We start from the raw sequence: 24,748 nt of genomic DNA, 5'->3' as shown, positions 1-24,748 counted from the left end.
GGATCCGGTCAGCCGAGGGGCTTGCCGCCCGTGACCCCGAGCACCTCGCCGGTCACGTAGCTCGACTCGTCCGACGCGAGGAACACGTACGCCGGCGCGAGCTCCGCCGGCTGCGCGGGCCGCTCCATGGGGCTGTTTTGCCCGAACTCTGCGTTCTTGTTCGCCGGGAACGACTGCACCACGAGCGGCGTCCACACCGGCCCCGGCGCCACCGTGTTCACCCGGATCCCGCGCCCGATCAGCGCCTTCGCGAGGCCCTTGCTGAACGTGACGATCGCGCCCTTCGTGGCCGCGTAATCGAGGATCTCCGGCCGCGGCTGGTAGGCCTGGATCGACGACGTGTTGATGATGACGCTCCCCGGCTTCATGTGCGGCAGCGCGTGCCGGACGATGTGGAACATCGAGAGGATGTTCACCCGGAACGCGCGCTCCACGCGCTCGGCGTCGAGCTCCTCGAACGACTCGACGGCCTTGCCTTGCTCGGCCGCGTTGTTCACGAGGATGTCGATGCGGCCGAACGCCTTCGCCGCGTCCTCCACGAGCTTCTTGCACGCGGCGTCGGACGAGAGATCGCCGGGGAAGAGCGCGGCCTTCCGACCGGCCTCCTCCACGAGGCGCCTCGTCTCGTTCGCGTCCTCGTGCTCGTTCAGGTACGCGATGCCCACGTCCGCGCCCTCGCGCGCGTAGGCGAGCGCGACGGCGCGCCCGATGCCGCTGTCGGCGCCCGTGATCAGCGCGACGCGGTCCTTCAGCCGGCCGAGCCCTCGGTACGACGACTCGCCGTGGTCCGCCCGAGGCTGCATGCCCGACTCGGCGCCGGGGTGCTCCTGCTCCTGCGCTGGGAACGGAGGCTTCTGCTTGAGCTCCTTGGGATCCTTCATCGCAGCTTTGGTCATGATTCCCCCCGGGCTACCTGGGGTCTGGAGGGACTCACCGGAAGGAGGGACGCCGAACGGGACCTTGCTGGGGCGAACCCATCCGAGCGGGGGGCGACACATGGGTCGACCCCGACGAAATCGGCACGGCCCCGACGGACCCGGCCGGCGGTGGGATCTTCGAGGCGTTTTTCGAGGGCTGCTTCGGAGCCGTCGACGCCGTCCGCGGATGGGTCGTGGCGAGGGGAGGCGGCAGGTCGGACGAAGCGGCGGGGACCTGCGACGCGGGCGCATGCATCTGGGGGTGGATCAGGGAAAGCAGCTTTCCGAGCGACGCGCTCAGCGCGAGAACGATCGCTGCCGCCGCGAAATGCCGCACCAGGGCGCGCCGTGGCTTGGCGACGTGTGTCCCCGTCGACCCGCCGGCCACCGAGGCGAGCATCGTTCCTTCGATCGGAGACGTCATGGGCATCCCCGCGCGTGTCCATGGCGTCGGCGTGCAGGTGATATCGACGGCGTGCGCGGGCTCCGGCGTTCGAGCCTCCAGCTCCGGGCGCTCGGGCGTGTCGGTCGTGTCGGCGTGTGGCTCCGCGGCGGTCGACATCGAGGCCGTCTTCGTCGCCATCGCGTACACGCGCTCGATGCGCGCGACGAGCGCCGCCGGCGGGTCCGGCTCGGAGCGCGCGAGCGGCGCGAGATCACGCGAAAGGGCCACCACGTCCGGGTAGCGCAGCGCGCGGTCCTTCTCCAGGCAACGCAGGATCACCGCGTCGAAGGGGGCTTTTAGCTCCTCGCGCAGCGTGGAGGGCGGAGGCGGCTTCTTGGTTGCGATCTGCGCGAGGATCTCCAGCACGTTGTTCCCGGCGAACGGGCATTCCCCCGTGACGAGCTGGAAGAGGATGATCCCCATCGCCCAGATGTCGCTGCGCCCGTCGATGTCATGCGCGCCGTTGATCTGCTCGGGCGACATGTAGAGAGGCGAGCCCACGATCGCGCCGGTGCTCGTGCGCGCCCTGCCTTCGCCTTCGTCGTGGAGGAGCTTCGACACGCCGAAATCGAGCACCTTGACGCAAGGCGAGCCGTCGTGGGCCTGGGTCAGGAAGAGGTTGTCGGGCTTGAGGTCGCGATGCACCATGCCGAGCGCGTGGGCCTCGGCGAGCGCCTCGCACGCGTGCAGCACGTACGCTGCCGCCTCCTCCGCGGGCAGCGGGCCGCGCTGCGCGAGCCGCGCGAGGAGCGTTTGTCCTTCGAGGTACTCCATGACCATGAAGGGCGCGTCGTTCGGCAGGCGACCGACGTCGTAGACCCGCGCCACGTGCGCGCTGCGGAGCTCGGAGAGGGCCCGCGCCTCGCGCAGGAAGCGCTCGACGCCGAGCGGCGAGCCGACCCCGTGGGGCCGCATCACCTTGATCGCGCGGCGTGTGCGCAGCGTGAGGTGCGTGGCCGCCACGACCACGCCCATCCCGCCGGAGCCGAGGAGGCGATCGACGCGGTACTTCTCGGCGATCACGTCCCCGATTGCGATCGGCAAACTCATGGCGCGCTCGCCCCCCTGCGTCGACGCGCTGTCTTGGCCGATTTCGCCCCGTCCGGCCCCACCCGCCTGACGCAAAATGCAGCGTCAGTATGGCATGGCCTCCCGATTCTTCAAAAGCGGGCGCTCAAAACGTGCCGCCATCGACCCGGACAGAGCCGCGTCGCCGAGGCGCGCCGTGAACACGAGCGCCTCGGGGGCGTCAGCGCCGGAGCAGCCGCATCACCGCCGCGCCGCGCGCGGGCTCGCGAGCGCGTCCCGCAGCGACCGCATCACCGCCGCGCCGGCGAGGTCCGCGCCGCTCTGCACGAGCTCCCTCGCCAGCGTCGAGCGCACGCCCGTCACCATCGGCCGCGCGCCGAGCAGCCGCACGGCGTTGATCAGGCGCACGAGCTGCGAGAGCCCCTCGCCCTCCGACGCCGTCGCGCCCGTCAGATCGAACACGACCACCCGCGCGCCGCGCTCCACCAGGCCGGGCAGCAGCCGCCGTTCGAGCTCTGCGCAGCGCGCCTCGGTCAAGGCCGCGATGATCGGCACGGCGACCACCCCTTCGGCCACGTCGAGCAGCGGCGCCGAGAGCTCCAGGATCTCGCGCTGCTGCGCCTCGATCAGCGCCTCGCGTTCCCGCCGCTCCGTCACGTCCACCTGGTGCACGACGATCGCGTGCTTCCCGGTGACCGGATCACTCGTCCGGCGCGCCTCCACGGCGTGCCAGCGCGGCCCCTCGCTCGTGAGCGCGACGAGCTCCTCGTCGAGCACCTCCTGGGTCTCGGCGACCTTCAGGATCCGCGCCTCTGCGCCTGCGTCCTCGAACCAGGCCGAGGGCGTGCTCGACCCGCCGAAGGCGTTCTCGGCGGCCGGGTTCCTCACGAGCACGGCGCCTTCGGGGGAGAGGAGCGCGACCATCGCGGAGACGTGCCGCAGGGCCTCGTCGCACCGCAGGATCCTCGGGTCTTGCGCCTCGGTCCGCACGTGGCCTTCGATGAGCTGGGCGAAGCGCCCGTCGTCGAGCTCGATGCAGGAGATGAAGCACCGCAGGTGCAAGGGTTCGCCGCGTGGATAGAACGTGAAGGCGTGCTCGATGTGCGCGTCGTGTCCCTCGCGGAGCCGGCGGAGGAAGCCCTCGTTGCGCGTGCGTGTCGCCGTGGAGGCGTCCGAGTAGTCCCGCGAGAGGAACTCGTCGAGGCTCGGCGAGCGCCAGATCGTCAGCGCGGCGGCGTTCCCCCAGGCCATGCGGGCCCGCTCCACGTCGAAGACCCAGACCGGCAGGCAGAGCCGCTCCAGGCCACGCAGGCGCTCCGCGAGGGAGAACTGAGGCATACGTCCCCGGCGGTATACCTCTGATCGGGGTGGGGTGTGGAGACCCTTGGTACCAGGCCTGCGCGAGGCGTGGTTGCCGGTTGGCTACGTCACGCGAACACGTCGCGCGTGGTCTTCGCTCCGAGGACGTTCTCGACCCACCGATCGAGGGTCTCGGTGTCCATGCAGGCCTCGATGCGCGCGCGATCGTCCTCTGCGAGCGAGAGCCCGGCCCGCGCGAGCAGGCGAAGCAGGGCGTCGCGTTTGCCCGCGAGCATGCCTCTGAGCTCGCCCTCGAGCATGCCGCGGTCGAAGATCTGCTGTGCGAACGGGGGGAACGTGGCCTTTCCTTCGCTCTGCCGTTGCATGATCAGCGCCTCCAGGGCCCTCCGCATGGGCTCGCGCAACGCATTGTAAACGATCTGAAAGTACACCGCAGCGTGTTCCCGGTCGAACCGCCCGAGCGCGCCGAGCGCCGTCAACGCCACGTCGAGCCCGTTCGGGCCGTTGCCGTGCGCCGCCGCCGACAGGATGGCCAGCTCCGTCTCCTGCCTTCGGCGCCTCGCCAAAGAGCCCCCCGAGCGGTCGTCCCCGCCTTCGGCGCCTCGCCAAAGAGCCCCCCGAGCCGTCCTCCCCGCCTTCGGCGCCTCGCCAAAGAGCCCCCCGAGCGGTCCTCCCCGCCTTCGGCGCCGCGCCGAGGCGTCCCCCGAGCGGTCGTCCCCGCCTTTGGCGCCGCGCCGAGGCGTCCCCGGAGCGGTCCTCCTCGCGCTTGGCGCCTCGCCAAGGCCCCCCCGGACCGGTCGGAGCCGCCGTTGACGCCTCGCCAAAGACTCTCCGGGCCGCGTGGCCCAGCCGTTGACGTCTCGCCAAAGACCTCCGGACCGGTCCGATCCCTCTTTGCCGCCTCGCCGAAGCCCCCCCGGCCCACGCCGACCGCTCTTCGACGCTTCGCCGAGCCTCGGGAGCCCCCGTCAGGGCGCCCTCTGCTCTCGCTTCAGCCGCCGCCGCCGATGTCGCCCCCCGTGTGCTTGGACCGCCAGACCACCGCGGCCTGATCCTGGCACTCTGCGTCGGCGGTGGGGCTGGTGTCGTTGTCGGCATTGAACACGGCGGAGATCTTGTATTTGCGCGCGCCGCCCCCGGTGTTCGTGGCGTTCGAGCGGAAGCGAGCGCCCTCGCCGAATGCGTTGAGGTCGATCGTGCTCTCCGCCACGTACGTCCCAGATGCGTTCGTGCGCTCCAAGGTGACGTTGACCAGAACGCCATTGCCGTTGCAGCTCCCCGGCTGGCCCCACCGGACGGCCTTCGACGCGCAGATTGCGATTTCGCGCTCGTGACTCCACGCGGTCTCGAAGTTCCCGCCGTTGCCCCCCCCGCCCGTGACCGAGTACAGGGTGCCGGAGCCGTTCGAGATCGAGATCGCGGCTCCGGTGATCTGCGTGTTGGCGAGGAAGCCGCTCTGGAACGTCGAGAGATTGAAGCTGCCGTAGCCCGTGGACGCGTTGTAGGTGCCCGCTCCTGCCCAGCCCCAGCAGTTGACCCCCGAGCCATGGTTGCCCAAGGATTCGTTCGTGAAATACTGGACCTCGGGCATCACGAACATCGGCGCGAGCTTGCGCGGCACCGCAGGCACCGTGCCGGTCCGGGCGACGACCTCCGCGTGGTGCTCCACGAGCCGCGTCGGAACGGGCGTCCCTTCCGGCGCGAGCGCGAGGAAGACCTCGAGCGCGGAGGCATTTTGCTCGTTGAGCAGGGACGAGATATCGACGTTCCCGATCTCCCAGAACCCGACGCCGTCGCCCTCGTCGACGAACACCACTCTCCCGCCGGACATCTCGAGCGTCGCAATCGTCGTGTCCACGGGGGCGCTCGCGGGCGACGCGCCCGGCATCTCGATGCCGTCCTCGACCTCCGTCGTCGAATCGACGACGCAGCCCGGGAGCAGGCAGGCGAGGAGGGCGAATGCGGGCACAGCAAATGTCTTTTTCATCATGGCTTCCTCACTCTTTTTCGCGGGCGGATGTCGCTTACGACCCTCCGTCGCGTTGGGGTGACGAAGCCCCATTGCAAAGGCAATGCCAGGCGGCCCGGCCTTTCTCCGCGGCTCTGCGGCGCGCGCTCCCTCTCGATGACACGGCGCCGCGACGGGTGTCATTCCCGCGTGACGCCCGCTGTCACGGTCGCGTGACGTCCCGTCGATTCCTTACGGTTCGTCCCCGCCGCCCGTCGGCGTCTGCGCCGAGCCTCGGGAGCCCCCATCCGGGCCCTCCGCATCGGCCGGCTCGCGGAATCCATGGCGAACGCCGCGCCCGCTTCACGGGTTGCTGATGGAGCCCCCCGTGTGTTTCGACCGCCAGACCACCGCGACCTGATCCTGGCACCAGGTCGGGTCGACGCCTTGCAGGGTTTCGTCGTCCGTCGCGGAAAACGTGACCGTCGCGGTATACCGGCGCGCGACGCCGCTGCTGTTCGTGTAGTTGGAGCGGAAGCGAGCCCCCTCGCCGAAAGCAGAGAGGGTCACGCTGCCAGCGGACACGAGCGTGCCGGCGTCGTTCGTGTACTGCACCTCGATCCACGCCTGGATGCCGTTGTCGTCGCAGCTCCCCGTGTTGGGGAGGGCCTGCGACGCGCAGAACGCCATCGCGCGCTCGTGGCCCATCGAGGTCGATACGGCAGGCGAGCTCCCACCGGCCGCGGGCGAGCTCACGAGGGTCGCGCCATTCGAAACCTGCGCGACATTCCCGGTGATCTGCGAATAGGTATTTCGGAAGCCGGTCTGGAACGACGACAGGCTGAAGCCAGACAAGCCCGTCTCGGCGCTGTAGGTCCCGGATCCTCCCCAGCCCCAGCAGTCAGGACCCGCGCTATGGAGGGGGTCGTTCGTGAGAGAATGGACCCCGGGCATCACGACCCTCGGCGCGAGCTTGCGCGGCGCCGCGGGCACCGTGCCGGTCCGGGCGACGACCTCCGCGTGGTGCTCCACGAGCCGCGCCGGGACGGGCGTGCCTTCCGGCGCGAGCGCGAGGAAGACCTCGAGCGCGGAGGCCTTTTGCTCGTCGAGCAGGGACGAGAGATCGACGTTCCCGATCTCCCAGAACGCGACGCCGTCGCCCTCGTCGACGAAAACCACGCTCCCGCCGGACAGCTCGAGCGTCGTGATCGCCGTGTCCACGGGGGCGCTCGCGCGCGCCGCGCCCGGCCTCTCGATGCCGTCCTCGACCAGCGTTGTCGAATCGACGATACAACCCGAGAGCAGGCAGGTGAGGAGGGCGAACGCGGGCACGGCAAAGGTCTTTTTCCTCATGGCATCATCACTCTTTCTTTCGCGCGAAGGCGAAGGCGGAGGTCGCTTGCGACCCTCCGCCGCGTCGGGGGGGGACGAAGCCCCATCGCAAAGGCGATGCCTGCGGTGTGTGGGGGCCCATGCGCCCCTTCCGCGGCGCGGCGGCGCGCGCTCCCGCTCCGTGACACGGCGCCGTGACGGGTGTCATTTCCGCGTGACGCCCGCTGTCACGGCCGCGTGACGCCCCGTCGATTCCTTACGGCTCGTCCCCGCCGCCCGTCGGCGTCTGCGCCGAAATCCAATCCCGCACGCACGCGAGCTCGTCCGGCGTCAGCGTCGGCTTTCCGATCGGCATCGGCGACCCGCAGCTCGGCAGCGGCAATAACTTCTCGTAGAGCAGGCTCGACTCCGGGTCCACCGGGTCCACCAGGATCCCCGGGCAATCACGCCCCATCTTGTCGACGAGCCGCGACACCACGCCCGGCGCAATCAAATCGAGCCCCGCCGCCGGCTCGGCGCCCTCGTGGCAAATCGACCCGCCGCAGCTCTTCGGAAAGAGCTCCGTCACGACGTCCGGGCAGGTGAAGCCGCCGCCGTCGAGGAAACGGTCGGGGTTTTCGAGCCGCCCGGGGCACCCCGCGGCGAGCAGCGTGAGCGCGAGCGGAAAGAGCGCAGCGGCGAGCGCGCGCCGGAGGGCACGTGGGTTACGGGGCATAGTCGATCCCAAGCTTCACTCCGCCGAATTGATCGAGCGCCCCGCCGGCCACGTACGCGTCGCCCGGGACGGGCACGAACGTCGAGAAGAACCGCGTGTACCCGAACGAGAGCGAGAGCTCGGCCCCCTTCGCGAACGCGAAGGCGACGCCGAGGTCCACGTCGATTCCGCCGATCGTCGCGTCGCGGAACCGCTCGTAGACCGCGCCGCCCGAGAGGGGCTCCAGGTATTCGAACGCCGCCACGAGCGCGATCGGCCCCGCGAGCCGGATCCGCCCGTCGAGGCCCACGCGGACGAGCCTGTAGCCCGCCGTCGGGATCTCCGCCGCGAGCGGCCCTGTCTCCTGGAACGAGAAATCGAGCCAGCCATACCCCACGCGCGGCGCGACCACCGGCGCGCGCGCCCCGCGCCCGAGCCGGATAGGCACCCGGAGCCCCACGTCACCACGATCCCAGCTCGTCTGGATGTCGCGCCCCTCGGTCACGGAGGACGTGAGGGACGGCGCGAACGTGTACGCCCCGGTGATCCCGACGTCCGCGAGCACCGGCACGCCGGTCCACCGCAAGGGCTGGAGCTCGCCGCCGAGGGAGAGCATCGGCACGCCGACGGTGTCGTAGGGCCGGAGGTTCGTGGCGATCTTCAGCGGGTCCGAGTACACGAACCAGCGCGCCGCGACCTCCACGCCGAAGTGCAAGTGACCCCCGACCGGCGAGGCGGAAGCGGGCGCGGAGGCGGACGCGGAAGCGGAAGCGGGCGCGGAAGCGGACGCAGGCGCGGAAGCGGACGCAGGCGCGGAAGCGGACGCAGGCGCGGAAGCGGTGGCGGCCGCGAGGGCGACGAGCATCCCGGCCGCGCGGCGATTTCCCCTGGAGGGCACGGCCCGCAGGGTAGCGATCTCTCCCTCGGCGTCGAGCCGAAGCACGCGTACGGCATCAGGAAAAGGTCGACGGCCGGCCCCCGTTCTTTTACGCTCGGAGGACCGCGGCCAAGCCCCCGCGGATCCTTCCTCATGACTCACGCTGTGCGCTTGCCCTGGCTTCTCGGTGGCGCCCTCGCCCTTGGTGCGGCGGCGTCCCTCGCGGCATGCTCGGGTCACATCGGCGACCCGCCGGGTGAAGGGATCGGGGAGGCCCCTGCCTTCCAGTGCATCGGCACGATCCCCGGCAAATCGCCCATCCGGCGCATGACGCGCTTCGAGTACAACAACACCGTCCGTGACCTGCTCGGGGACGACTCCCAGCCCGCCTCGAACTTCGTGCCCGAAGAAGAGGCGATGGGCTTCGACAACCAGGCCACGGCCCTCGGCGTCACGCAGATCCTCGCCGAGCAGTACATGGTCGCGGCCGAGCACATCGCCGCCCGCGCCGCGAAAGATCTCGGCGCCCTGCTCCCCTGTGATCCCGCGACGGCCGGCGAGCAGGCGTGCGCCACCACGTTCATCCAGTCCTTCGGCCGCCGCGCGTATCGCCGGCCCCTCACGGACGACGAGGTCGCGCGCCTCCAGAACGTCTTCTCGTGGGGCCGCGGCAAGGAGGGTTTTTCCAAGGGGATCGAGCTCGTCCTCCAGGTGATGCTCCAGTCCCCGCACTTCCTCTACCGCGTCGAGTTCGGCATGCCCGACCCCGTCGAGGCCGACGTCGTGCCCCTCTCGCCCCACGAGATCGCCTCGCGCCTCTCGTACATGCTCTGGGGCTCCATGCCGGACGAGGCCCTCTTCGCCGCCGCGGACGAGGGGCGTCTCGGCACGAAGGAGGAGGTCGCGAGCGAGGCGCGCCGCATGCTCGCGGATCCGCGGGCGCGTGAGGCCGTGGCGAACTTCAACGCCCAGTGGCTCGGCCTCTCCCACCTCGACAACATCAAAAAAGACAGCTCCACGTACCCCAGGTTCTACGAGGGCATCCGCCCGCTCTGGCGGGCCGAGACGCTCGCCTTCCTCGAAGACGTCATCTTCGAGGGCGAGGGCGACATCGGGAGCGTCTTCACCGCGAACTACTCGATGCTGAACGCGGAGCTCGCCTCGTTCTACGGCGTCGAAGGTGGCCCCGCGACGCAGAGCTTCGAGCGGGTCGAGCTGGATCCCACGAGGACCTCCGGCATCCTCACGCACGCGAGTGTCCTCGCCGCGACGGGCAAGCCGAACCAGACCTCGCCCGTGCACCGCGGCAAGTTCGTCCGCGAGCGCCTCCTCTGCCAGATCCTCCCCCCGCCGCCGAACAACGCCGCCTTCAACGCGCCCGACATCCGGCCCGACGCCACGACGCGCGAGCGCTTCGCCGAGCACTCGGAGAACCCGGCGTGCGCGGGCTGCCACGTGAAGATGGATCCCGTCGGCTTCGGCTTCGAGCACTACGACGGCATCGGCCTCTACCGCGACACCGACCAGGGTTTGCCCGTCGACGACACCGGCGAGCTCGTCGACACCCGCGGCATCGACGGCCCCTTCGAGGGCGTCGTCGAGCTCGGGCAGCGCCTCGCGCAGAGCGAGGAGGCGCGCCAGTGTGTCGCCACGCAGTGGTTCCGCTTCGCCTACGGCCGCGTCGAAGGCGAGGACGATCGTTGCTCGATGAGCGAGATCCAGCAGACCTTCGCGGCGAGCGGCTTCAACGTCAAGGAGCTGCTCGTCTCCCTCACCCAAACCGACGCGTTCCGGTACCGCCGGGCCGTCGTGACGCAGGCACCATGAAACAGAGGAACCTGAGCCGTCGCACGCTCCTTCGCGGCCTCGGCGGCGTGGCCGTTGGCCTGCCGTTCCTCGGGGCCATGGCCGACGCGGCCCGCGCCACCGCGTTCCCGAAGCGTTTTGTCGTTTTTTTTACGGGCCTCGGTACGGTCAAACCTGCCTGGGTCCCCACGGGCACCGAGACCGACTTCTCCTTTGGCCCCATCCTCGCCCCGCTCGAGCCCTTCAAGAAGAAGACGCTCGTCCTCGAAGGCGTCGACTACGAGTCCGCCTACCACGGCCCCGGCGACCCGCACCAGCAGGGCATCGGCCACGCGCTCACGGGCACCGAGCTTCAAGAGGGCTCGCTTTTCCCGTATGCGTGCAACCCCGGCAAGATGGTCGGCTGGGCCGGCGGCATCTCGCTCGACCAGTTCCTCGCGGACCAGCTCGGCCAGACCACGCGTTTTCCCTCGCTCGAGTTCGGCGTGCAGGTCCAGTACGCCAACGTCTCGGCCCGCATCTCCTACCGCGGCCCCGGACAACCCGTCCCGCCCGAGGACGACCCGTACCAGGCGTACACGCGTATCTTCTCGGACCTCGGCACGGACCCCGAGGCCCTCGCGCGCCTGCGGGCGCAGAGGAAGACCGTGCTCGACGCCGTGAGCGGCGACTACAACCGCCTGTCCACGCGCCTCGGCGCGAGTGATCGGATGAAGGTGGACGCGCACCTCGAAGCGGTCCGCGAGATCGAAAAGCGCCTCGACGCGCCTGGCGTGATCGGCGGCTCGTGCAACCCGCCCGTCCTCGGCGCGCCCGTCGAGCCGCTCGAGAACGACAACTACCCGGAGATCGCCAAGACCCAGCTCGACCTGCTCGCGATGTCGCTCATCTGCGACCTCACGCGGGTCGCGAGCATCCAGTGGACCACGGTGCAGACGGGCAAGGTCTTCACGTGGCTCGGTCTGGACGAACCCCACCACACGCTCTCGCACTCGAGCGACTCCGACACGAAACGGCAGCAGGCGCTGATCGACATCGGCCACTGGCACGCCCAGCAGCTCGCGTACCTCTGCCAGAAGCTCGACAGTGTCCCCGAGGGGGATGGAACGGTCCTCGACAACACCGTCATCCTCTGGTGCAGCGACATCGCGCAGGGAAACACCCACGCGCGCCGCGACGTCCCGCTCGTCGTCGTCGGCGGCGCGGGCGGCGCGATCAGGACCGGGCGATACCTCAAGTATGCCGGCGCGTATCACAACGATCTGTTGATCGCGATCTCCCACGCGATGGGCGTGCCGGTCTCGACGTTCGGCAATCCGCTCTATTGCAATGGGCCGCTTTCGGGTCTGCTCGTGTAGCCCCCCTTCACGCCGCCGCGCCGCGCGCCACGTCCGCTCGAATCGCGTCCACGCGCCGCGCCGCGAGGAGCCCGCGCACGAGCATGACCACCACGATCACCTTCGCGAAGAGCCATGTGATCCCCGTGGCGGACAGGAACGCCAGGAAAAACAGGGCCGGCAGCGCCAGGTAGACGAGGGTCTGCGTGACGAGCCAGAGCGCGAGCGCCACCACGAACGCCGCGTTCGGCGATCGCCGGGACCATGCCGCGCAGGCGATGAGCAGCAGGCCGAGGACCCCGTTGGGCAGCAGCGGGGCCGCGTCCGCCAGCAAATCGACCGGCGCCAACACGGGGTCGGCCACGAGCACGTAATAGATGATCAGCGCGACCACGACGTGGAGCGCTCCGAGGACGATCATCGCCGTCGCCGCCCGGCGCACGCTCTGCTTCGCCTCGCCGTACTCCGTGTGCGCGTGCTCCAGCCGCGCTTCGAGTTCGTCGCGCAGCGCCCGCGACACGGGCGTCTTGCAGGCGGGGCATGCCGCGTCCCGAAACGCGATGTCGGCACCACATGGGCACGGCACGCTCACCTGGATCATGCGCGCAGCCTCGCACGGCGCGGCGGCCTACGGAAGTACGTCGCGTCCCACCTCGGGCCGAGCGTTCTCCGTCCTCCCCGCACCTTCCCTTTGCATCCGGCCGCATCTTTTGGCATCCATCCCCCATGCTCCCGCGCGCTCGCCCCTCCGCATCCCTGCGCTCCGTGGGCTCGGATCGCGCGCGGTTCGTGGCCTTCACCCTCGCCGGCCTCGTGGCCCTCGCGGCCCTCGGCTGCAAGCGCCCCGGCGCGGCCGCGCAGGCCGACGGCGGCGTCCCCGACGACGCGGCCGCCCCGCCTCCCGCGGTGCAGGGCGAGAACTCCCACCCCGATCCGCCGCCGCCTCCAGGCAAACCGCTCCTCGGCATCACGGCGTTCGTCACGACCGTCTACGCCGAGCCACGCGACACCTCGAAGAAGCTCGGCTACCTGCGCGTCGGCGCCAAGGTCGCCCGCTCGGACGAGCCCGTCGGAAAGGCCGGTTGTCCGGGCGGCTGGTACGAGATTTATCCCAAGGGCTTCGTGTGCGCCGGGGACGACGCCACGACGGACCTCGAGAGCCCCATCCTGAAGGCGGCGGCCAAGCGCCCGGACCTCAAGGCGGCGCTGCCGTATCGTTATGCATTCGTGCGGGCCGTCCTCCCGCTCTACGTCAAGGTCCCCACGGCCAAGCAGCAGTACGACTCCGAGTTCAAGCTCCAGGAGCACCTCGACTGGTACAAGCAGAACGAGGCCACGGTGAACCAGGTCGTCCTCGGCGCGCCCGACGTGCCGATCGACGACCGCGGCGTGCCCGTCCCTGGCAAGCATCTCGGCGAGATGGGCCTCGGGAAGAACTCGCAGGAGCTCGCGCTCGGCCAGCTCCTCGGCGGGGAGACCGACGCGGATCCCATTCCTTTCTGGCTCGAAGGCGGCAAACGCCTCGTCCCCAACATCAGCGATTTCAAGGTCCCGGATTTCGCAGTCTTCGCCGACCGCGCGCGCCGCCATACGGGCCTCTCGCTCATCGGCTCCTTCCCCACGGGCGAGGACCACCTCAATCGCCGCTTCGCGATCACCACGGATCTACGCCTCGCGCCGAATACCAAGATCAAGCCCGACCTCGGCTCGCCGTGGCACGGGATCGAGCTCACGGACGAATTCTCCCTCCCGCTCGCGTTCGTCCGCACGCAGGGCGCCAAGACGTACCGCATCTCCAAGGGCAAGGCCACGCCCGCCGACGACGTCGAATGGCGCAGCATCCACGCGCTCGCCGGCACGATGAAGACCGTCGAGGGCGTCAAGTACTACCGCACGAAGGACAAACGCTGGCTCAGCCAGCTCGACGTCGGCCTCGCCGTCCCGCCCGCCTCGTTCCCGGAGGACGCCGAGAAGGGCAAGAAATGGATCGAGATCTCCATCACGAACCAGACCTTCGTGATGTGGGAGGGCAAGCGCCCCATTTACGCGACGCTCGTCTCCACGGGCAAGGCCGGCCTCGACGATCCCAAGAAGACCACGGCCACCGTGCGTGGCGTCTTCAAGATTCGCAACAAGCACATCACGGCCACGATGGACTCGAACGAGGGATCGAGCGTGGGCGGCGCGAAAATCACGACCGTCGCCGCCTCGCATTCGCCCGACGGCGGCGGCGGCAAGCCCGCGGCGCCGAAGGCCGGTGACAAGAACGCAAAGCCGGGCGGAAAGCCCGATCCCAAGGCGCCGAAGGGCGGCAAACCCGCCGCCAAGCCGGCCGCCCCGAAGCCTGGCGCGGCGAAGGCCAAGCCGGCCCCCGCGGCGGCGGGCGCGGAGAAGATCCCGACGAGGGGCGACGGCGAATATGGCGTCACGCGGCGCCGCGGCGAGGGCACGTTCCAGCTCCGCGACGTCCCGTACATCCAGTATTTCGAGAGCGGATACGCATTGCACACCGCGTACTGGCACGACGTCTTCGGCACGCCGCGCAGCCACGGCTGCGTCAATCTCTCCCCCGTGGACGCGCATCGCGTGTTCCTCTGGACCGACCCGCCCGTCCCGGAGAGCTGGCATGCGGTGAACGCGGGGGAGGATTTCGGCGAGGGGACCACGGTGATCATTCATGAGTGAGCCGGCCCAGGGCGCCGCGTCGGGCGGGCCTTATCTCTTTTACGGCGACCTCAATTGCCCCTTTTGCCACGCGCAGAACGAGCGGCTCCTCGAGCTCGGCGCGGAGCGCAAGGTCGAATGGCGCGGCGTCCGCCACATGCCGCACCTGCCCATCCCCGCGAAGAACACGACCCCCGAGCGCGAGGAGCTCCAGCGCGAGGTCCTCTCGGTGCGGCAACGCGAGCCCGCCGTCAGCATCAGCATCCCGCCGGCGCGGCCCAACACCGAGCGGGCGACGCTCCTCGTCGCGGCCGCGCGCCGGCACGATCCGGGCCGCGCGGAAGGCCTGAAGACGCTCCTCTACCGCGCCTTGTGGGTTCATGCGCGGGACATCTCCGATTCGTGCGTGCTCGACGAGCTGCGTCGGGTCGCAGGTTTGCCCGAGCTCATCGTGGGGGAGGCCGATAAAAAGACCCTGGAGAGCTGGCAAAAGGAATGGGAGCAGGGGCCGTTCGAGCGGCGAATTCCCGTGATCGTCTCTCCGCGCGGGGCGCGTCTGCTCGGGATGGGCGAGCGAGGCCGCGTCGAGGTGTTCCTGCGATCCGGCCTGCTCAACGCGGATGGTGGCGGCCACTGCGATTGATCGCGGCTCGTTTTCTGGGGTCTCCGCGTGCGGGCGGCCGCAGGCTTCCCAGGTGTCGATTTCATGGCGCAGCGCGGCGCCCCGGGGGACGTCGTGGTCGTGCCTCGTCCGCTGGCATTAGACATTTTCGCGTGACACGAGCGCGGCTTTCTGGCATGGATCGGACGCCCCCCCACGTCCCTCCCGATGCTCGAGACAGCCATGTCCACCGCTGAAGCGGCCTCGCGCGAGAAGGTGCGCGACCGCGTTCTGTTCGTCGTCGTCCTGACCGTGTTCCTCGACCTCGTCGGGTTCGGGATCACGATTCCGCTGCTGCCGTTTTATGTGAAGCCGATGGTGTCCGAGGAATGGGCGGGCATCATCACCGGATTGTTGATCAGCAGTTATTCGTTCGCGCAGGCGCTGGCGACGCCCGTGCTCGGGCGTTTGTCCGACCGGATGGGGCGTCGATCGGTCATCGTGCTGAGCCTGGCCGGCAATGCGGCGAGCATGGTGCTCTTCGCGGCGGCGGTGAACTTCCAGGTGCTCTGGTGCTTGTTCGTGTCGCGCCTGCTCGCGGGCGCGACGGCGGGCAACCTGGCCGCGTGTCAGGCGGCCATCGCGGACGTGACGGAGAAACACGAGCGGGCGCCGGCCATGGGGCGGCTCGGGGCGGGGATCGGGCTCGGGATGATCATGGGGCCGGTCATCGGCGGCGTGACGGCCAAGATTGCGCTCTGGGCGCCGCCGATTGCGGCGGCCGTGATGGCCCTCGCCGATCTCGTCCTCGCCGCGGCGCTCATGCCGGAGACGCGGCCCGTGCGCGAGCCCGAGCGCGCGGGGCACGACGCGTATCGTGGCCCCACGCGGGACGAGCGCCGGAGGGAGCCGTCGTTCTCGGAGATCGTCGCCGACAAACGGGTCGCGACGGTGCTCCAGATGTATTTCTTGACGTTCATGGCGATGACGGTCCTGAACGTCGCGTTCCCGCTCCTCTCGCATGATCGTTTTGGATGGACGGCGGAGCAGGTCGGCTACATGTTCGCGATCTTCGGCGTGTCCGGGGTCGTGATTCAGGGGTTTTTGATCAAGCGCCTCTCGGCCCGCTTCAGCGAGCTCGGGCTCGTCGAGACCGCGGCGGCGCTCATGCTCGTGGGGATGCTCTGCGCGGCGTTCTCGACGCAGCCGTGGATGATGGTCCTCGCGAACGTCCTCATCGGGGTGGGGGTGGCGATCAACAACCCATCCATTTCATCGCTGGCGTCGAAGTATGCGCGCGAGGACCAGCGGGGCACGGTGCTCGGTTATGCGCAATCGACTGGGAGCTGGGCGCGGACGATTTGGCCTGCCACGTGGGGCTTCATGTACAACCGCGTGGCGCCCATCTCTCCGTTCCTCGGCGCGGCGGCCGGGGCCGCGCTGCTGCTCGGTGTCGCGCTGGTGCTCCACAAGCAGGACACGCCGGCGCCCGAGCAGGGGTAGGGGAGCCGAGGGGGTAGGGACGTCGGGGGAGGGGGAAGATGGCGAGCGAGGGGTTCGAGGAGGCGCGGCGGCGGATTCGGATCGCGGAGGAGCAGGGGCACGAGTCGCTCGATCTTTCGAATTTGAAGCTCGCCGCGGTGCCGCTGGATCTCACGCGGCTCTCCCGTTTGAAGACGCTCGATCTCTCGGGCAATCGCCTTACCGATTTCCCGACGCAGGTCCTCGGGCTCACGACGTTGCGGGGGCTCGCGCTCCAGAACAACAAAATCGGACAGCTCCCCCGCACGATCAGCGCGCTCCGGAGCTTGCGCACGTTGATCCTTTCACGGAACCGGATCCGCGCCCTGCCGATGGAGCTCGCGGAGCTCACGGAGCTCGAGACGCTCGCGATCAGCCACAATGGTACGGGGGACATGGCCTGCGTCCTCCGGCTGGCGAGGCTCCGGACCCTCCTTTGCGCGGGGCTCGCGCGCCGCGAAGCCCTGCCCAATCTCGCCGTCCTGAAGCGCCTCGAATCCCTGGACGTCGCCAGTTGTGGGCTCGAGGAAATTCCGCCTTGGATCTTCGAGCTCACGAACCTGACGGGCTTGCGCCTCGACGACAACGCCCTTCGGCACCTCGATGAACGAATCACGCGGCTGCCGAGCCTCCAGACGTTGTCGCTCCAGGGCGTCCCGCTGGAGACCTTGCCCGTCGAGCTGGCCACGCTCCCCAAGCTCGAAAAATTGCTCGTCGACGGCGCCCCGCTCCCGCACCTCCCGCCCGAGCTCGTCGCCCAGGGCAACGAAGCCCTCCTCACCTACCTCCGCGAGCAATACCGCGCCGGCGCGCGCCAATGGGTCTCCAAGCTCCTCGTCGTCGGCGAAGGCGGCGTCGGAAAGACCTCCCTCCTCCGCGCCCTCCGCGACGAATCGTTCAACCCCGAAGAATCCACGACCCACGGCATCGACGTCCGCCCTCTCGTGATGCCCCACGCGACCGAGCCCGGCATCACCATGCAGCTCAACGCCTGGGACTTCGGTGGCCAGCAGATCTACCACGCGACGCACCAGTTCTTCCTGACGAACCGCTCCCTCTTCGTCCTCGTCTGGAATGCACGCCTCGGCTACGAGCAGGGCCGGCTCTACTACTGGCTCGACACCATCCGCGCCCGCGCCCCCGAATCCCCGGTCCTCCTCGTCGCCACGCAGGTCGACGAGCGCTCGGCCGATCTCCCGCTCAAAGAGCTTCGTCAGAAATACCCGCAAATCGTAGAGCAAATCACGGTCAGCAACAAAACACGCGTGGGCATCGACGAGCTGCGGCAAAAGATCCGCGAGGTCGCCGCCAAGCTCCCGCTCATGGGCGAGCGCTGGCCGCGCGCCTGGCTCGACGCGGCGAACGCCGTCCGCGCCCTCGGCGGAAACCACATCACGCCGAAAAAGCTCTGGCAGACCATGGCGCAGAAGGGCGCCCTTGGCGAGAGCGCCGCGATCCTCGCCCGCTGGCTCCACGAGCTCGGCGACATCCTCTATTTCCAGGACAACCCCGAGCTCGACGACATCGTCCTGCTCGACCCGCACTGGGTCACGGCCTCCATCAGCCGTGTCCTCGCCTGCGAGGGCGTCATCGAGCGCCGCGGCATCTTCACGCGCGAGCAGATGCGCGAGGTCTGGTCCGACATCGAGCCTTACCTCCGTGATCACCTCCTCCGCTTGATGGAGCAATTCGACCTCTCCTACCGCACCCTCGACAACCGCGACGTCAGCATCGTCGTCGAGCGCCTCTCCCACGACGAACCGCAAAGCCTCGCGCCGCGCTTCGGCGAGCGCCTCGGCGCGCCTCGCATCGCGATGCGCTTCGTCCTCGATGGCACCATGCCCGCCGGCATTCCCACCTGGTTCATCGCCCGCACCCACCGATTCACGACCGACACGCATTACCGCCAGGGCGCCCTCTTCGCCGACGGCCCCGACCAGCGCCACCTCGGCCTCGTGCAAGCCTTTCCGCACGGCGGCGTCGTCACGTTGGAGGTCCGCGGGCCCGCGCCGCAGAACTTCTTCACCCTGCTGAAGGACGGCCTCGAGCTCACCCTCGCGCGTTTCCCCGGCATGCGCATCACGCGCCTCGTCCCTTGCCCTGGGCATGACGGCGCGCCTTGCTCCCACGAATTCAAGTACGAACAGCTCCAGAAGCGCCTCGAACGCGACCCGCCTCTCGTCTCCATCGAATGCCCCGAGGCCGCCGCCGACGTCGACGTGCGCCGCATGCTCTTTGGCCTGAGCCCCTCGACGCGGGACGACGTTTTCCACGAGCTCGATGCGCTCCGCGCGCGGGACGAGCGAAAGCACGAGGACCACCGCGTGCACGTCCTCGCCCTCACGGAGCTTGTGCAGCGCGAGTTTCTCCGCTCCTTGCAGGCCGCGCAGCGCCTCGCCGAGACCCATTGCCCTGCGGTCTTTGTGATCCGGCCCGAGGGCGCCACGGACTGGGGCGAGCTGTTCCTCCGACAAACCGTCGAGCTCCACCTCGTCTGCCAGGCGCCAGGCGCCTTTCACCTCACCGCGGACGCGGGCCGGTACCGCACCACCCTTCGCCCCATGCGGCTCGGCGCGCTCACGCACCACCTGAAGCGCCTCGTCTCCGTGCTGAAGTACGTCTCCCCGGCGGAGGCGCTTTTCCAGACCGACATCCGGCGCATGGAGGAGCTCGTGCACAGGATTGACACGGACCTCGCGCCCGACACGCCCGGGCAACTCTCGTTCGTGGAGGTCGCCGGCGCCGAGAGCCTCGAACAGCTCGAAGTGGCGTCCCTCCGCGTCCTCCGCAGCCTGCTCGACACGCTCGATCCGCAGCACGCCTGGGGCGGCCTACAAAAAGTGCTCACCCCCGAGGGCCATTCCCTCTGGCTTTGCGATCGGCACGCTGCGGCGTACCGGAGTTAAAACCGGTTCAGCTCGTCCACCACCTGGAAAAGCGCGCCGAGATCGTAAAAATCGACCGCGACGAAGTTCGGGATCTGCCCGCCCTCCGTCTGGCATTGTTGCGCCCGCGCCGACAGCACCTCGTACGCGTTCGCCGTCGCGCCCCGTTCGGGCGTCGGGATCGGGCCGATCCAGTGGTTCAGGAGGAACAGGTCGTTCCCTTGGGTCCCCCGGTTCGGCGCGCAGTTGAAATCATCCACGCTCTCGAACGAATACGGCGTATCCCAGGCGATGTCCCAGAAGTGGTGATACCACGCGGGCGGCGGACGCTCGCCCTCGGCGCCCACGACGAGCTGCTTGCCGTCGAGCAAGAGCTCTCGCAACGTCGGCCACGGGGTGCCGGCCTCGTGCGCATACGTGCGACCTGCGAGCCCGCTCTTTTTGAACACGCCCTCCGTCTCCTCGGGCGTGATTCCATCCTGGATGATGAGCGTCACCACCTCGTGCGGGTGTGCGTCGAGGAACACGCGCATCTCGACGAGCGCGTCCACGAGCAGTGTATGACCGAGCTCGCAGATCGAGTGGCAGAGGTAGAGGTCGTCGTTCCAGCGATGGGTATCGATCAGCATCGCGCGGATGCCGTCTTCGAGCTGGCGTTTCATGCCGAAGTTCTGGTTCGGCGCGGCCCAGCCGAGCTCGAACGAGGACATGGCATTGTGCGTCGCGGGGAACGCGATCGTGTCGAAGGGCCGGTCGCAGAGCTCTGCGCGGCCGTTGCATTGGGAGGGCGGCGGGGGCTTCTCGGGCCCCGGGTCCGGATTCGCCGGATCCCCGGAGCCGCAGGCGAGGAGCCCGAAGGAAGCGGTCCAAAGCAAAGCGTGAAGTGAAAAGCGTGTCCCGTGCACGCCACCGAGCGTACACGGGATCGTCATCTGCAAGAAGCGCTAGCGCGCCTTCTTGATGCCGAGATCCACCTGGAGCTGCCGGCGGATCTTTTTGACGTCGGCGTTCGAGAGCTGCCGCAAAAGCTCGGCCACGTGGGCGCGCTCGTCCTCGGCCGGGAACGTCAGGATGTAGAGCGGCGGCACGTCGAAGCCGATCGCCAGGCGCTCGATCGTCTGGATCGTGATGGCGGCGAGCCCGTGCTCGACGCTCGAGAGGTGGCCTTTCGACAGCGCGCTCGCGTCGGCGAGGGCGGCGAGGGACAGGTTTCGCTCGAGGCGCAGCTCACGGATACGGGCGCCCACCTGCATCGCAAACGGATCGGGAACGGATCGTCGGGGCATGGTCCTCGTCTTTCTCGGGCCACAAAGGGCGGCCCGACCGGCGAAACACGCCGGCAAGTCGCAACGTTCGTCGAAATGGTCCGCCCGCGAGAATCGGCCGGATCACACGGGCCAGCTACTATGCACGTCCTCGGACGCACGGAGAACCGAAAAATGGTCCTCGATCGGACGTACTTCGTCCGACCGCGCCCGGCGCGCCATGACGCGGCGCGCGGGGCGCGGTCGGACGAATCTCGTCCTAGCTCCGCTTGACGCGGACGCCGGTCTCTTCCTGGATCCGGCGGCGGATCTTGCGCACCTCGGCGTTCGACATCTCGCGGAGCAACTCCGCCGTCTTCGCGCGCTCGTCGTCCGCGGCGAACGTGAGCAGGTAGAGCGGGGGCACGCCGAAGCCGAAGGCGAGCCGCTCGATCGTCTGGATCGTGATCGCAGCGAGCCCGTGCTCGACGCTCGAGAGGTGGCCCTTCGACAGATAACAGGCGTCGGCGAGCTTTCCGAGCGAAAGACCGCGCTCCTTGCGCAGCTCGCGGATACGGGTGCCCACCTTCAGTGCAAACGGCTCGGGAACGGTTCGTCGCGGCATGATGATGTGGTTCTCGGGTCGATCCGAAAAAGGATCCCCGACCGGCCCTCCTGTGCCGGGATCTCAAGGTTTCACGAGGGCGTCCGTCCGCCCTCGATCCGAAAGACGTGATCGCGAGATCGGGCGCGCCGGCGACATCTCCGCGCCGCGCCGAACCCATCGAACACGTCCATCTTGCACCCATTGGACGAACTCGTCACGCGCGAATTGCAGGCGGTAGGACATTGTTGGTCATGGGTTCGCCCCTCCTTCCATGACCACGCGCCAGCGTGTAACCTCGTTCCAACGTGGCGAACATCGATGCCGACTTCGTGAGGATGGGGGCGCATGTGTCCAAACGCGAAGGGGCGATCCTCATCGTGCGCTGGACCGGCGAGGTCACCCTCGACGACATGAAGGCGTTCTACGACCGCATCGACGAGATGAGCCAGGACGAGCCCGCCGTCTATTGCCTCTTCGACAGCGCGCACTCGCTCGCGGTCACCCGCGAAGCGCGCGTATGGGCCGTCCGCGAGGCCAAGGGCGCCAAGGCGGTCCGCGGCATCGCCGTCATCGGGGCCTCCTTCTCCATACGCATCCTCGGGACGATGCTGAACCGCGCGACGAACGCCATCCTGCGGCACGGCGTGCCGCTCGCGTTCTTCGATACCGCGGAGGAAGGCCGCGCCTACCTCGAAGCAGAGCGGAAGCGGCACGCGGCCCTCCGCTGATTTCGATATCTCCGCATTCGTTCGCGGCTCGGCTCGACCTCCCGGCAGTTGACGATCGGGGGGGCTCGACCGGAGGTTTCCCGTGGGGGCGGCGTAGCGGCCCGGAGGATCATGGCTCCTCCGGCTCGGCCTCGCGCCCCGGGAGGCCATCGTGGGGGAGCCGAGCGGCGCGCCGCCGCGCGGAGAGGATACGTCCGCGCCGAGGCCGGAAAGCACCATTCGCATTGAATCGATTCGCGTCGATTCCGATCACGGCACGCTTCGCGGCTGCGACGAGCCGAGCGGCTGGCGCTGGTCCGATCGGGCCTGCCCCGAGCCCGCGTGGACAGCCGCATCGCGTGTCCCGGTGAGCCATACGCTCGGCGAAAAGGTCCACCTCGCGCTCACCCTCGAAACCACCGCGGCGACGCCCGGCCCCGTCCCCCTGAAGGGCGAGGGGCCGGGAGGGATCCTGTTTCGACAAACCATTCCAGTCTCTCCCGGCACGTCCTCGGTCACCCTCGTCTCCGACCTTCCGCTGCCGCGCAAGCTCGACGATCTCTCGTTCGACGTGCGCTGGTCCGCGTCCGAATCCACGTCCGTCGTGCCTGCCGTCACCTCCCTGCCCCTGCTGATCACGCTGGGGCCGCCGCGATCCGAGCCCTTGGCGCCCTACAAGGAGGATGGGGCGACGCCGCGGAGGGTGGCGAAGGCCGTGGAATGGGCGAAGCGGGCGAACAGCCTGGATCCGCATGCGATCGTCGAGAGCTTCCTGCGCCGATTCCCGTATTACGCGCTCCTCCCGAACCCCGACGTGCCCGCGGTCTACGACCACCCGCGTTTTTTCAACGACGTCGGCGGCGCCTGGCCGATGGTCGAGTACGTCGCCGCCTCCGGTGAATGCCAGGCCATCGTGCGCCTCGTCCGCGGCATGCTCGCGCAGATCGGCGCGCCGGGCGAGGCGCGCATGCTCGTCGTATGGGCCGATCCGGATCAGGGCGGCGGCGAAAAGCCCCTCGTCGACGACTGGGAACGAAACCCCCGCGCGGGTTTGTCGAAGACGAGGGTCGTCGACGGCAAGCGCCTCTCCGCGGCGCTCGTGGACGGCCCCGTCGTGGAGGGAAAGACCTACCCGCCCTCGCATACCCGAAAGCCCGACGGCAGCGTGAGCCCCGGCCTCAACCGGTACGAGGCGTGCCTCGAATTCTCGCACGGCGGCATGACCCGCTATTATTGCGGCGGCGTCGGCGTCCTCTCCTCCAAGCACGACATCCTCAAGGTCTTCTGGGGCCTCGTATGGGTCGAGTTCCTCCCGGACGAGGGCTTTCGGGTCGAGAAGATCGTGCGGCGTTACCGGGGCGGCGAGGCGCCGCCCGAGGCCGTGCCCGGGCGCCACCGCATCCGCTCCTTTCTCCGTCGTTTCGCGAGGCGAGTTGCATGAAATGGCTCGACGACATCAAAACCGCGCAATCCGAGGGCTTCGACGATCTCGACGGCCGCGACGACCTGCCCGGCCAAGCGCTCGCCGAATCGAGGCATTGGGCCCGCACCCTGTTTGCCCAGGGAAAAAGCCCCTACGACGCCGCCTGCCCCGTCCGGCGCAAGGTCCACCACGCCACGAAGGCCGCGCCCGATTTCCTGCGCCATGAATACGAGGTCGACGGCCTTCGCCTCTCGATCGTCGAGGGCCGCTCGTTCGCGCTCGTCATCCTCGCGCGGCCGAGCCTCGACGTCCTCGCGCTCCCCGAGGACGAGCGCGCCGCGGCCATCTCGCGGGTCGCCGCGGCCCTCTTCCACCCCGTCTGCGTCTCCGGCGGCGTGTGCTTCCGTTTTCCCGCGCGCATCGAAGAGGGGACGTTTTTCTCCACGAACCCCGACCTCGACCCGCGTCTTCTCGGCGCCTGGCAGGATCGCCTCGACGGCGGGATTCATTGCGGCGAGCTCGTCTTCCTCGCCTACAAGCATTTGCCCTGGATGGCCGGCTTCGCCGACCCGTTCGCGTGGCTGCGCGAGGGGGAGGCCATCGATCGAAAGCCGCGCTTCCGTTTCCCCTTCCGGAAGTCGGGCGCGCGGCGCAAGCGCCGCTGAGCGCTTATGACGTCAAGGGTCGAGGAGCGAAGGCGCGCGCAGGATCTCCTCCAGAATCGCGTCGGCCTCGCGCGCCACGCCGTCGAGCGCCTGCCCGAGCCGCGCGTGATCGGCTGCGTCGAGCGGCGGGAGCCCGATCCGCGCCCGCACCCCGGAGACGCGGACCGCGATCCCCTCGCCGTATTGATATCCCTCGATCCACGGCCCCCGCTCGACCTCCGCGCAGAGCCGCTTCATGCGCGCGTCGAACGTGGCGCGCTCCTCCGCGGTTCGCTCGAGCGCGCTGAAATGGTGCATCGTCGCCGCGGGACCGAGATCGCCCTCGATCGCTGAAAACCCTTCTGCCAGGGCCGCGCGTGTCGCCTCGAATCCCGCGCGCCGGAGGAGCGCGCCGTCCAGGCACATCTCCCAGATGACGTGCGCGAGCAGCCCCATTCGTTTCGCGCCGAGGGCCGCCTCCCGCATGCGCGTCGCGACGAGCTTCTCTCCTTCGACGAAGACCCGGTTCTCGTGAAACCAATGGTCGGCCGCCACGTGGTGCCGGATCCCCACGAGCACCTCCGCGAGCCGACCACCGAGCGGCTCCTCGGCCTCGACGGCGTGGCGTGGCCGCACACGCCTGTCTGCCATTCGCCAGAGGTCCGGCAGTATTGCGCCCGCGCCGGCCGCGCGTGAGCCCGTGTGCGCCTCCGCGAGGTGCCTGTGCAGCAGGAAGTTCACCGTCGC

22 protein-coding genes are annotated in these 24,748 nt (G+C 69.2%); 9 read left to right on the top strand and 13 right to left on the bottom strand.

Annotation, left to right across the window (positions count from 1 at the left end; genetic code table 11):
* Positions 1–8: 8 nt before the first annotated feature.
* The 8 genes from E8A74_RS12480 to E8A74_RS12445 all read right to left on the bottom strand — a co-directional run bounded on the left by E8A74_RS12480 (position 9) and on the right by E8A74_RS12445 (position 8,583).
* Positions 9–896 carry a glucose 1-dehydrogenase gene (locus tag E8A74_RS12480; RefSeq protein WP_136929202.1) on the bottom strand — a complete coding sequence of 296 codons (888 nt, stop codon included), beginning with the start codon at positions 894–896 and terminating at the stop codon, positions 9–11.
* A gap of 34 nt (positions 897–930) precedes the next feature.
* The gene (locus E8A74_RS12475; protein WP_136929201.1) at positions 931–2,412 is read right to left on the bottom strand and encodes a serine/threonine-protein kinase; all 1,482 of its coding nucleotides are present in this window, start codon (positions 2,410–2,412) and stop codon (positions 931–933) included.
* Positions 2,413–2,631: 219 nt separating this feature from the next.
* Positions 2,632–3,729: an STAS domain-containing protein gene (locus E8A74_RS12470; protein ID WP_136929200.1), complete on the bottom strand. Its 1,098-nt coding sequence runs from the start codon at positions 3,727–3,729 to the stop codon at positions 2,632–2,634.
* Between the two features lie 89 nt (positions 3,730–3,818).
* Positions 3,819–4,277, bottom strand: a complete 459-nt coding sequence (locus E8A74_RS12465; protein WP_211365344.1) for a hypothetical protein — start codon at positions 4,275–4,277, stop codon at positions 3,819–3,821.
* 425 nt (positions 4,278–4,702) lie between these two features.
* Entirely contained in the window at positions 4,703–5,701 is a 999-nt protein-coding gene (locus E8A74_RS12460) for a hypothetical protein (RefSeq protein WP_136929199.1), read from the bottom strand.
* Positions 5,702–6,022: 321 nt separating this feature from the next.
* Positions 6,023–7,012, bottom strand: a complete 990-nt coding sequence (locus tag E8A74_RS12455) for a hypothetical protein (RefSeq protein ID WP_136929198.1) — start codon at positions 7,010–7,012, stop codon at positions 6,023–6,025.
* Between the two features lie 235 nt (positions 7,013–7,247).
* Positions 7,248–7,706, bottom strand: a complete 459-nt coding sequence (locus tag E8A74_RS12450; protein WP_136929197.1) for a hypothetical protein — start codon at positions 7,704–7,706, stop codon at positions 7,248–7,250.
* Positions 7,696–8,583, bottom strand: a complete 888-nt coding sequence (locus E8A74_RS12445; RefSeq protein WP_136929196.1) for a hypothetical protein — start codon at positions 8,581–8,583, stop codon at positions 7,696–7,698. Before E8A74_RS12445 ends, E8A74_RS12450 begins: the two co-directional genes overlap by 11 nt.
* Positions 8,584–8,715: 132 nt before the next feature.
* Between E8A74_RS12445 and E8A74_RS12440 the strand changes: the two genes are divergently transcribed.
* Positions 8,716–10,389: a DUF1592 domain-containing protein gene (locus E8A74_RS12440; protein ID WP_136929195.1), complete on the top strand. Its 1,674-nt coding sequence runs from the start codon at positions 8,716–8,718 to the stop codon at positions 10,387–10,389.
* Positions 10,386–11,726: a DUF1552 domain-containing protein gene (locus tag E8A74_RS12435; protein ID WP_136929194.1), complete on the top strand. Its 1,341-nt coding sequence runs from the start codon at positions 10,386–10,388 to the stop codon at positions 11,724–11,726. Before E8A74_RS12440 ends, E8A74_RS12435 begins: the two co-directional genes overlap by 4 nt.
* 7 nt (positions 11,727–11,733) lie before the next feature.
* Here the strand turns inward: E8A74_RS12435 and E8A74_RS12430 are convergent, their stop codons facing one another.
* Complete coding sequence (locus E8A74_RS12430; protein ID WP_136929193.1) at positions 11,734–12,306, bottom strand: hypothetical protein; 573 nt, start codon at positions 12,304–12,306, stop codon at positions 11,734–11,736.
* Positions 12,307–12,431: 125 nt separating this feature from the next.
* On the opposite strand from E8A74_RS12430, the gene E8A74_RS12425 reads away from it, so the two are divergent.
* The 4 genes from E8A74_RS12425 to E8A74_RS12410 all read left to right on the top strand — a co-directional run bounded on the left by E8A74_RS12425 (position 12,432) and on the right by E8A74_RS12410 (position 19,397).
* The gene (locus E8A74_RS12425; protein ID WP_136929192.1) at positions 12,432–14,390 is read left to right on the top strand and encodes a L,D-transpeptidase; all 1,959 of its coding nucleotides are present in this window, start codon (positions 12,432–12,434) and stop codon (positions 14,388–14,390) included.
* The gene (locus E8A74_RS12420) at positions 14,383–15,012 is read left to right on the top strand and encodes a DsbA family oxidoreductase (RefSeq protein ID WP_136929191.1); all 630 of its coding nucleotides are present in this window, start codon (positions 14,383–14,385) and stop codon (positions 15,010–15,012) included. The genes E8A74_RS12425 and E8A74_RS12420 overlap by 8 nt, the downstream gene beginning before the upstream one ends.
* Before the next feature lie 201 nt (positions 15,013–15,213).
* Positions 15,214–16,473: an MFS transporter gene (locus tag E8A74_RS12415; protein ID WP_170229075.1), complete on the top strand. Its 1,260-nt coding sequence runs from the start codon at positions 15,214–15,216 to the stop codon at positions 16,471–16,473.
* 38 nt (positions 16,474–16,511) lie between these two features.
* On the top strand, positions 16,512–19,397 hold the full coding sequence (locus tag E8A74_RS12410) for a COR domain-containing protein (protein ID WP_136929189.1): 2,886 nt from the start codon (positions 16,512–16,514) through the stop codon (positions 19,395–19,397).
* Here E8A74_RS12410 and E8A74_RS12405 read toward each other — a convergent pair.
* The 3 genes from E8A74_RS12405 to E8A74_RS12395 all read right to left on the bottom strand — a co-directional run bounded on the left by E8A74_RS12405 (position 19,394) and on the right by E8A74_RS12395 (position 21,245).
* A complete protein-coding gene (locus tag E8A74_RS12405) occupies positions 19,394–20,308 on the bottom strand; it encodes a phosphoinositide-specific phospholipase C-related protein (RefSeq protein WP_136929188.1) in 915 nt (304 codons plus the stop codon). The two genes, E8A74_RS12410 and E8A74_RS12405, sit on opposite strands and share 4 nt — an antisense overlap.
* Before the next feature lie 12 nt (positions 20,309–20,320).
* Entirely contained in the window at positions 20,321–20,662 is a 342-nt protein-coding gene (locus E8A74_RS12400; RefSeq protein ID WP_136929187.1) for a helix-turn-helix domain-containing protein, read from the bottom strand.
* Positions 20,663–20,900: 238 nt separating this feature from the next.
* Positions 20,901–21,245, bottom strand: coding sequence for a helix-turn-helix domain-containing protein (locus E8A74_RS12395; protein ID WP_136929186.1), 345 nt, complete (start codon positions 21,243–21,245; stop codon positions 20,901–20,903).
* Between the two features lie 329 nt (positions 21,246–21,574).
* Between E8A74_RS12395 and E8A74_RS12390 the strand changes: the two genes are divergently transcribed.
* The 3 genes from E8A74_RS12390 to E8A74_RS12380 all read left to right on the top strand — a co-directional run bounded on the left by E8A74_RS12390 (position 21,575) and on the right by E8A74_RS12380 (position 24,022).
* The gene (locus E8A74_RS12390) at positions 21,575–21,955 is read left to right on the top strand and encodes a SpoIIAA family protein (protein WP_170229074.1); all 381 of its coding nucleotides are present in this window, start codon (positions 21,575–21,577) and stop codon (positions 21,953–21,955) included.
* Positions 21,956–22,106: 151 nt separating this feature from the next.
* Complete coding sequence (locus tag E8A74_RS12385; protein ID WP_211365343.1) at positions 22,107–23,375, top strand: hypothetical protein; 1,269 nt, start codon at positions 22,107–22,109, stop codon at positions 23,373–23,375.
* Complete coding sequence (locus E8A74_RS12380) at positions 23,372–24,022, top strand: MFS transporter (RefSeq protein WP_136929184.1); 651 nt, start codon at positions 23,372–23,374, stop codon at positions 24,020–24,022. The genes E8A74_RS12385 and E8A74_RS12380 overlap by 4 nt, the downstream gene beginning before the upstream one ends.
* A gap of 12 nt (positions 24,023–24,034) precedes the next feature.
* Here E8A74_RS12380 and E8A74_RS12375 read toward each other — a convergent pair whose 3' ends face one another.
* Positions 24,035–24,742: a hypothetical protein gene (locus tag E8A74_RS12375; protein ID WP_136929183.1), complete on the bottom strand. Its 708-nt coding sequence runs from the start codon at positions 24,740–24,742 to the stop codon at positions 24,035–24,037.
* Positions 24,743–24,748: the final 6 nt, after the last annotated feature.

Origin of the sequence: Polyangium fumosum (assembly GCF_005144585.1) — a bacterium.
In the GTDB taxonomy this organism is placed as follows: domain Bacteria; phylum Myxococcota_A; class Polyangia; order Polyangiales; family Polyangiaceae; genus Polyangium; species Polyangium fumosum.
This window is presented reverse-complemented; position numbering and strand designations above follow the sequence as displayed.

Coding starts and splice junctions, on each gene's coding strand:
- E8A74_RS12395 (WP_136929186.1), bottom strand. CDS start 21,245: ATGCCGCGACGAACCGTTCCCGAGCCGTTTGCACTGAAGGTGGGCACC.
- E8A74_RS12400 (WP_136929187.1), bottom strand. CDS start 20,662: ATGCCCCGACGATCCGTTCCCGATCCGTTTGCGATGCAGGTGGGCGCC.
- E8A74_RS12470 (WP_136929200.1), bottom strand. CDS start 3,729: ATGCCTCAGTTCTCCCTCGCGGAGCGCCTGCGTGGCCTGGAGCGGCTC.
- E8A74_RS12430 (WP_136929193.1), bottom strand. CDS start 12,306: ATGATCCAGGTGAGCGTGCCGTGCCCATGTGGTGCCGACATCGCGTTT.
- E8A74_RS12460 (WP_136929199.1), bottom strand. CDS start 5,701: ATGATGAAAAAGACATTTGCTGTGCCCGCATTCGCCCTCCTCGCCTGC.
- E8A74_RS12380 (WP_136929184.1), top strand. CDS start 23,372: ATGAAATGGCTCGACGACATCAAAACCGCGCAATCCGAGGGCTTCGAC.
- E8A74_RS12455 (WP_136929198.1), bottom strand. CDS start 7,012: ATGAGGAAAAAGACCTTTGCCGTGCCCGCGTTCGCCCTCCTCACCTGC.
- E8A74_RS12480 (WP_136929202.1), bottom strand. CDS start 896: ATGACCAAAGCTGCGATGAAGGATCCCAAGGAGCTCAAGCAGAAGCCT.
- E8A74_RS12450 (WP_136929197.1), bottom strand. CDS start 7,706: ATGCCCCGTAACCCACGTGCCCTCCGGCGCGCGCTCGCCGCTGCGCTC.
- E8A74_RS12405 (WP_136929188.1), bottom strand. CDS start 20,308: ATGACGATCCCGTGTACGCTCGGTGGCGTGCACGGGACACGCTTTTCA.
- E8A74_RS12475 (WP_136929201.1), bottom strand. CDS start 2,412: ATGAGTTTGCCGATCGCAATCGGGGACGTGATCGCCGAGAAGTACCGC.
- E8A74_RS12420 (WP_136929191.1), top strand. CDS start 14,383: ATGAGTGAGCCGGCCCAGGGCGCCGCGTCGGGCGGGCCTTATCTCTTT.
- E8A74_RS12415 (WP_170229075.1), top strand. CDS start 15,214: ATGTCCACCGCTGAAGCGGCCTCGCGCGAGAAGGTGCGCGACCGCGTT.
- E8A74_RS12440 (WP_136929195.1), top strand. CDS start 8,716: ATGACTCACGCTGTGCGCTTGCCCTGGCTTCTCGGTGGCGCCCTCGCC.
- E8A74_RS12435 (WP_136929194.1), top strand. CDS start 10,386: ATGAAACAGAGGAACCTGAGCCGTCGCACGCTCCTTCGCGGCCTCGGC.
- E8A74_RS12410 (WP_136929189.1), top strand. CDS start 16,512: ATGGCGAGCGAGGGGTTCGAGGAGGCGCGGCGGCGGATTCGGATCGCG.
- E8A74_RS12425 (WP_136929192.1), top strand. CDS start 12,432: ATGCTCCCGCGCGCTCGCCCCTCCGCATCCCTGCGCTCCGTGGGCTCG.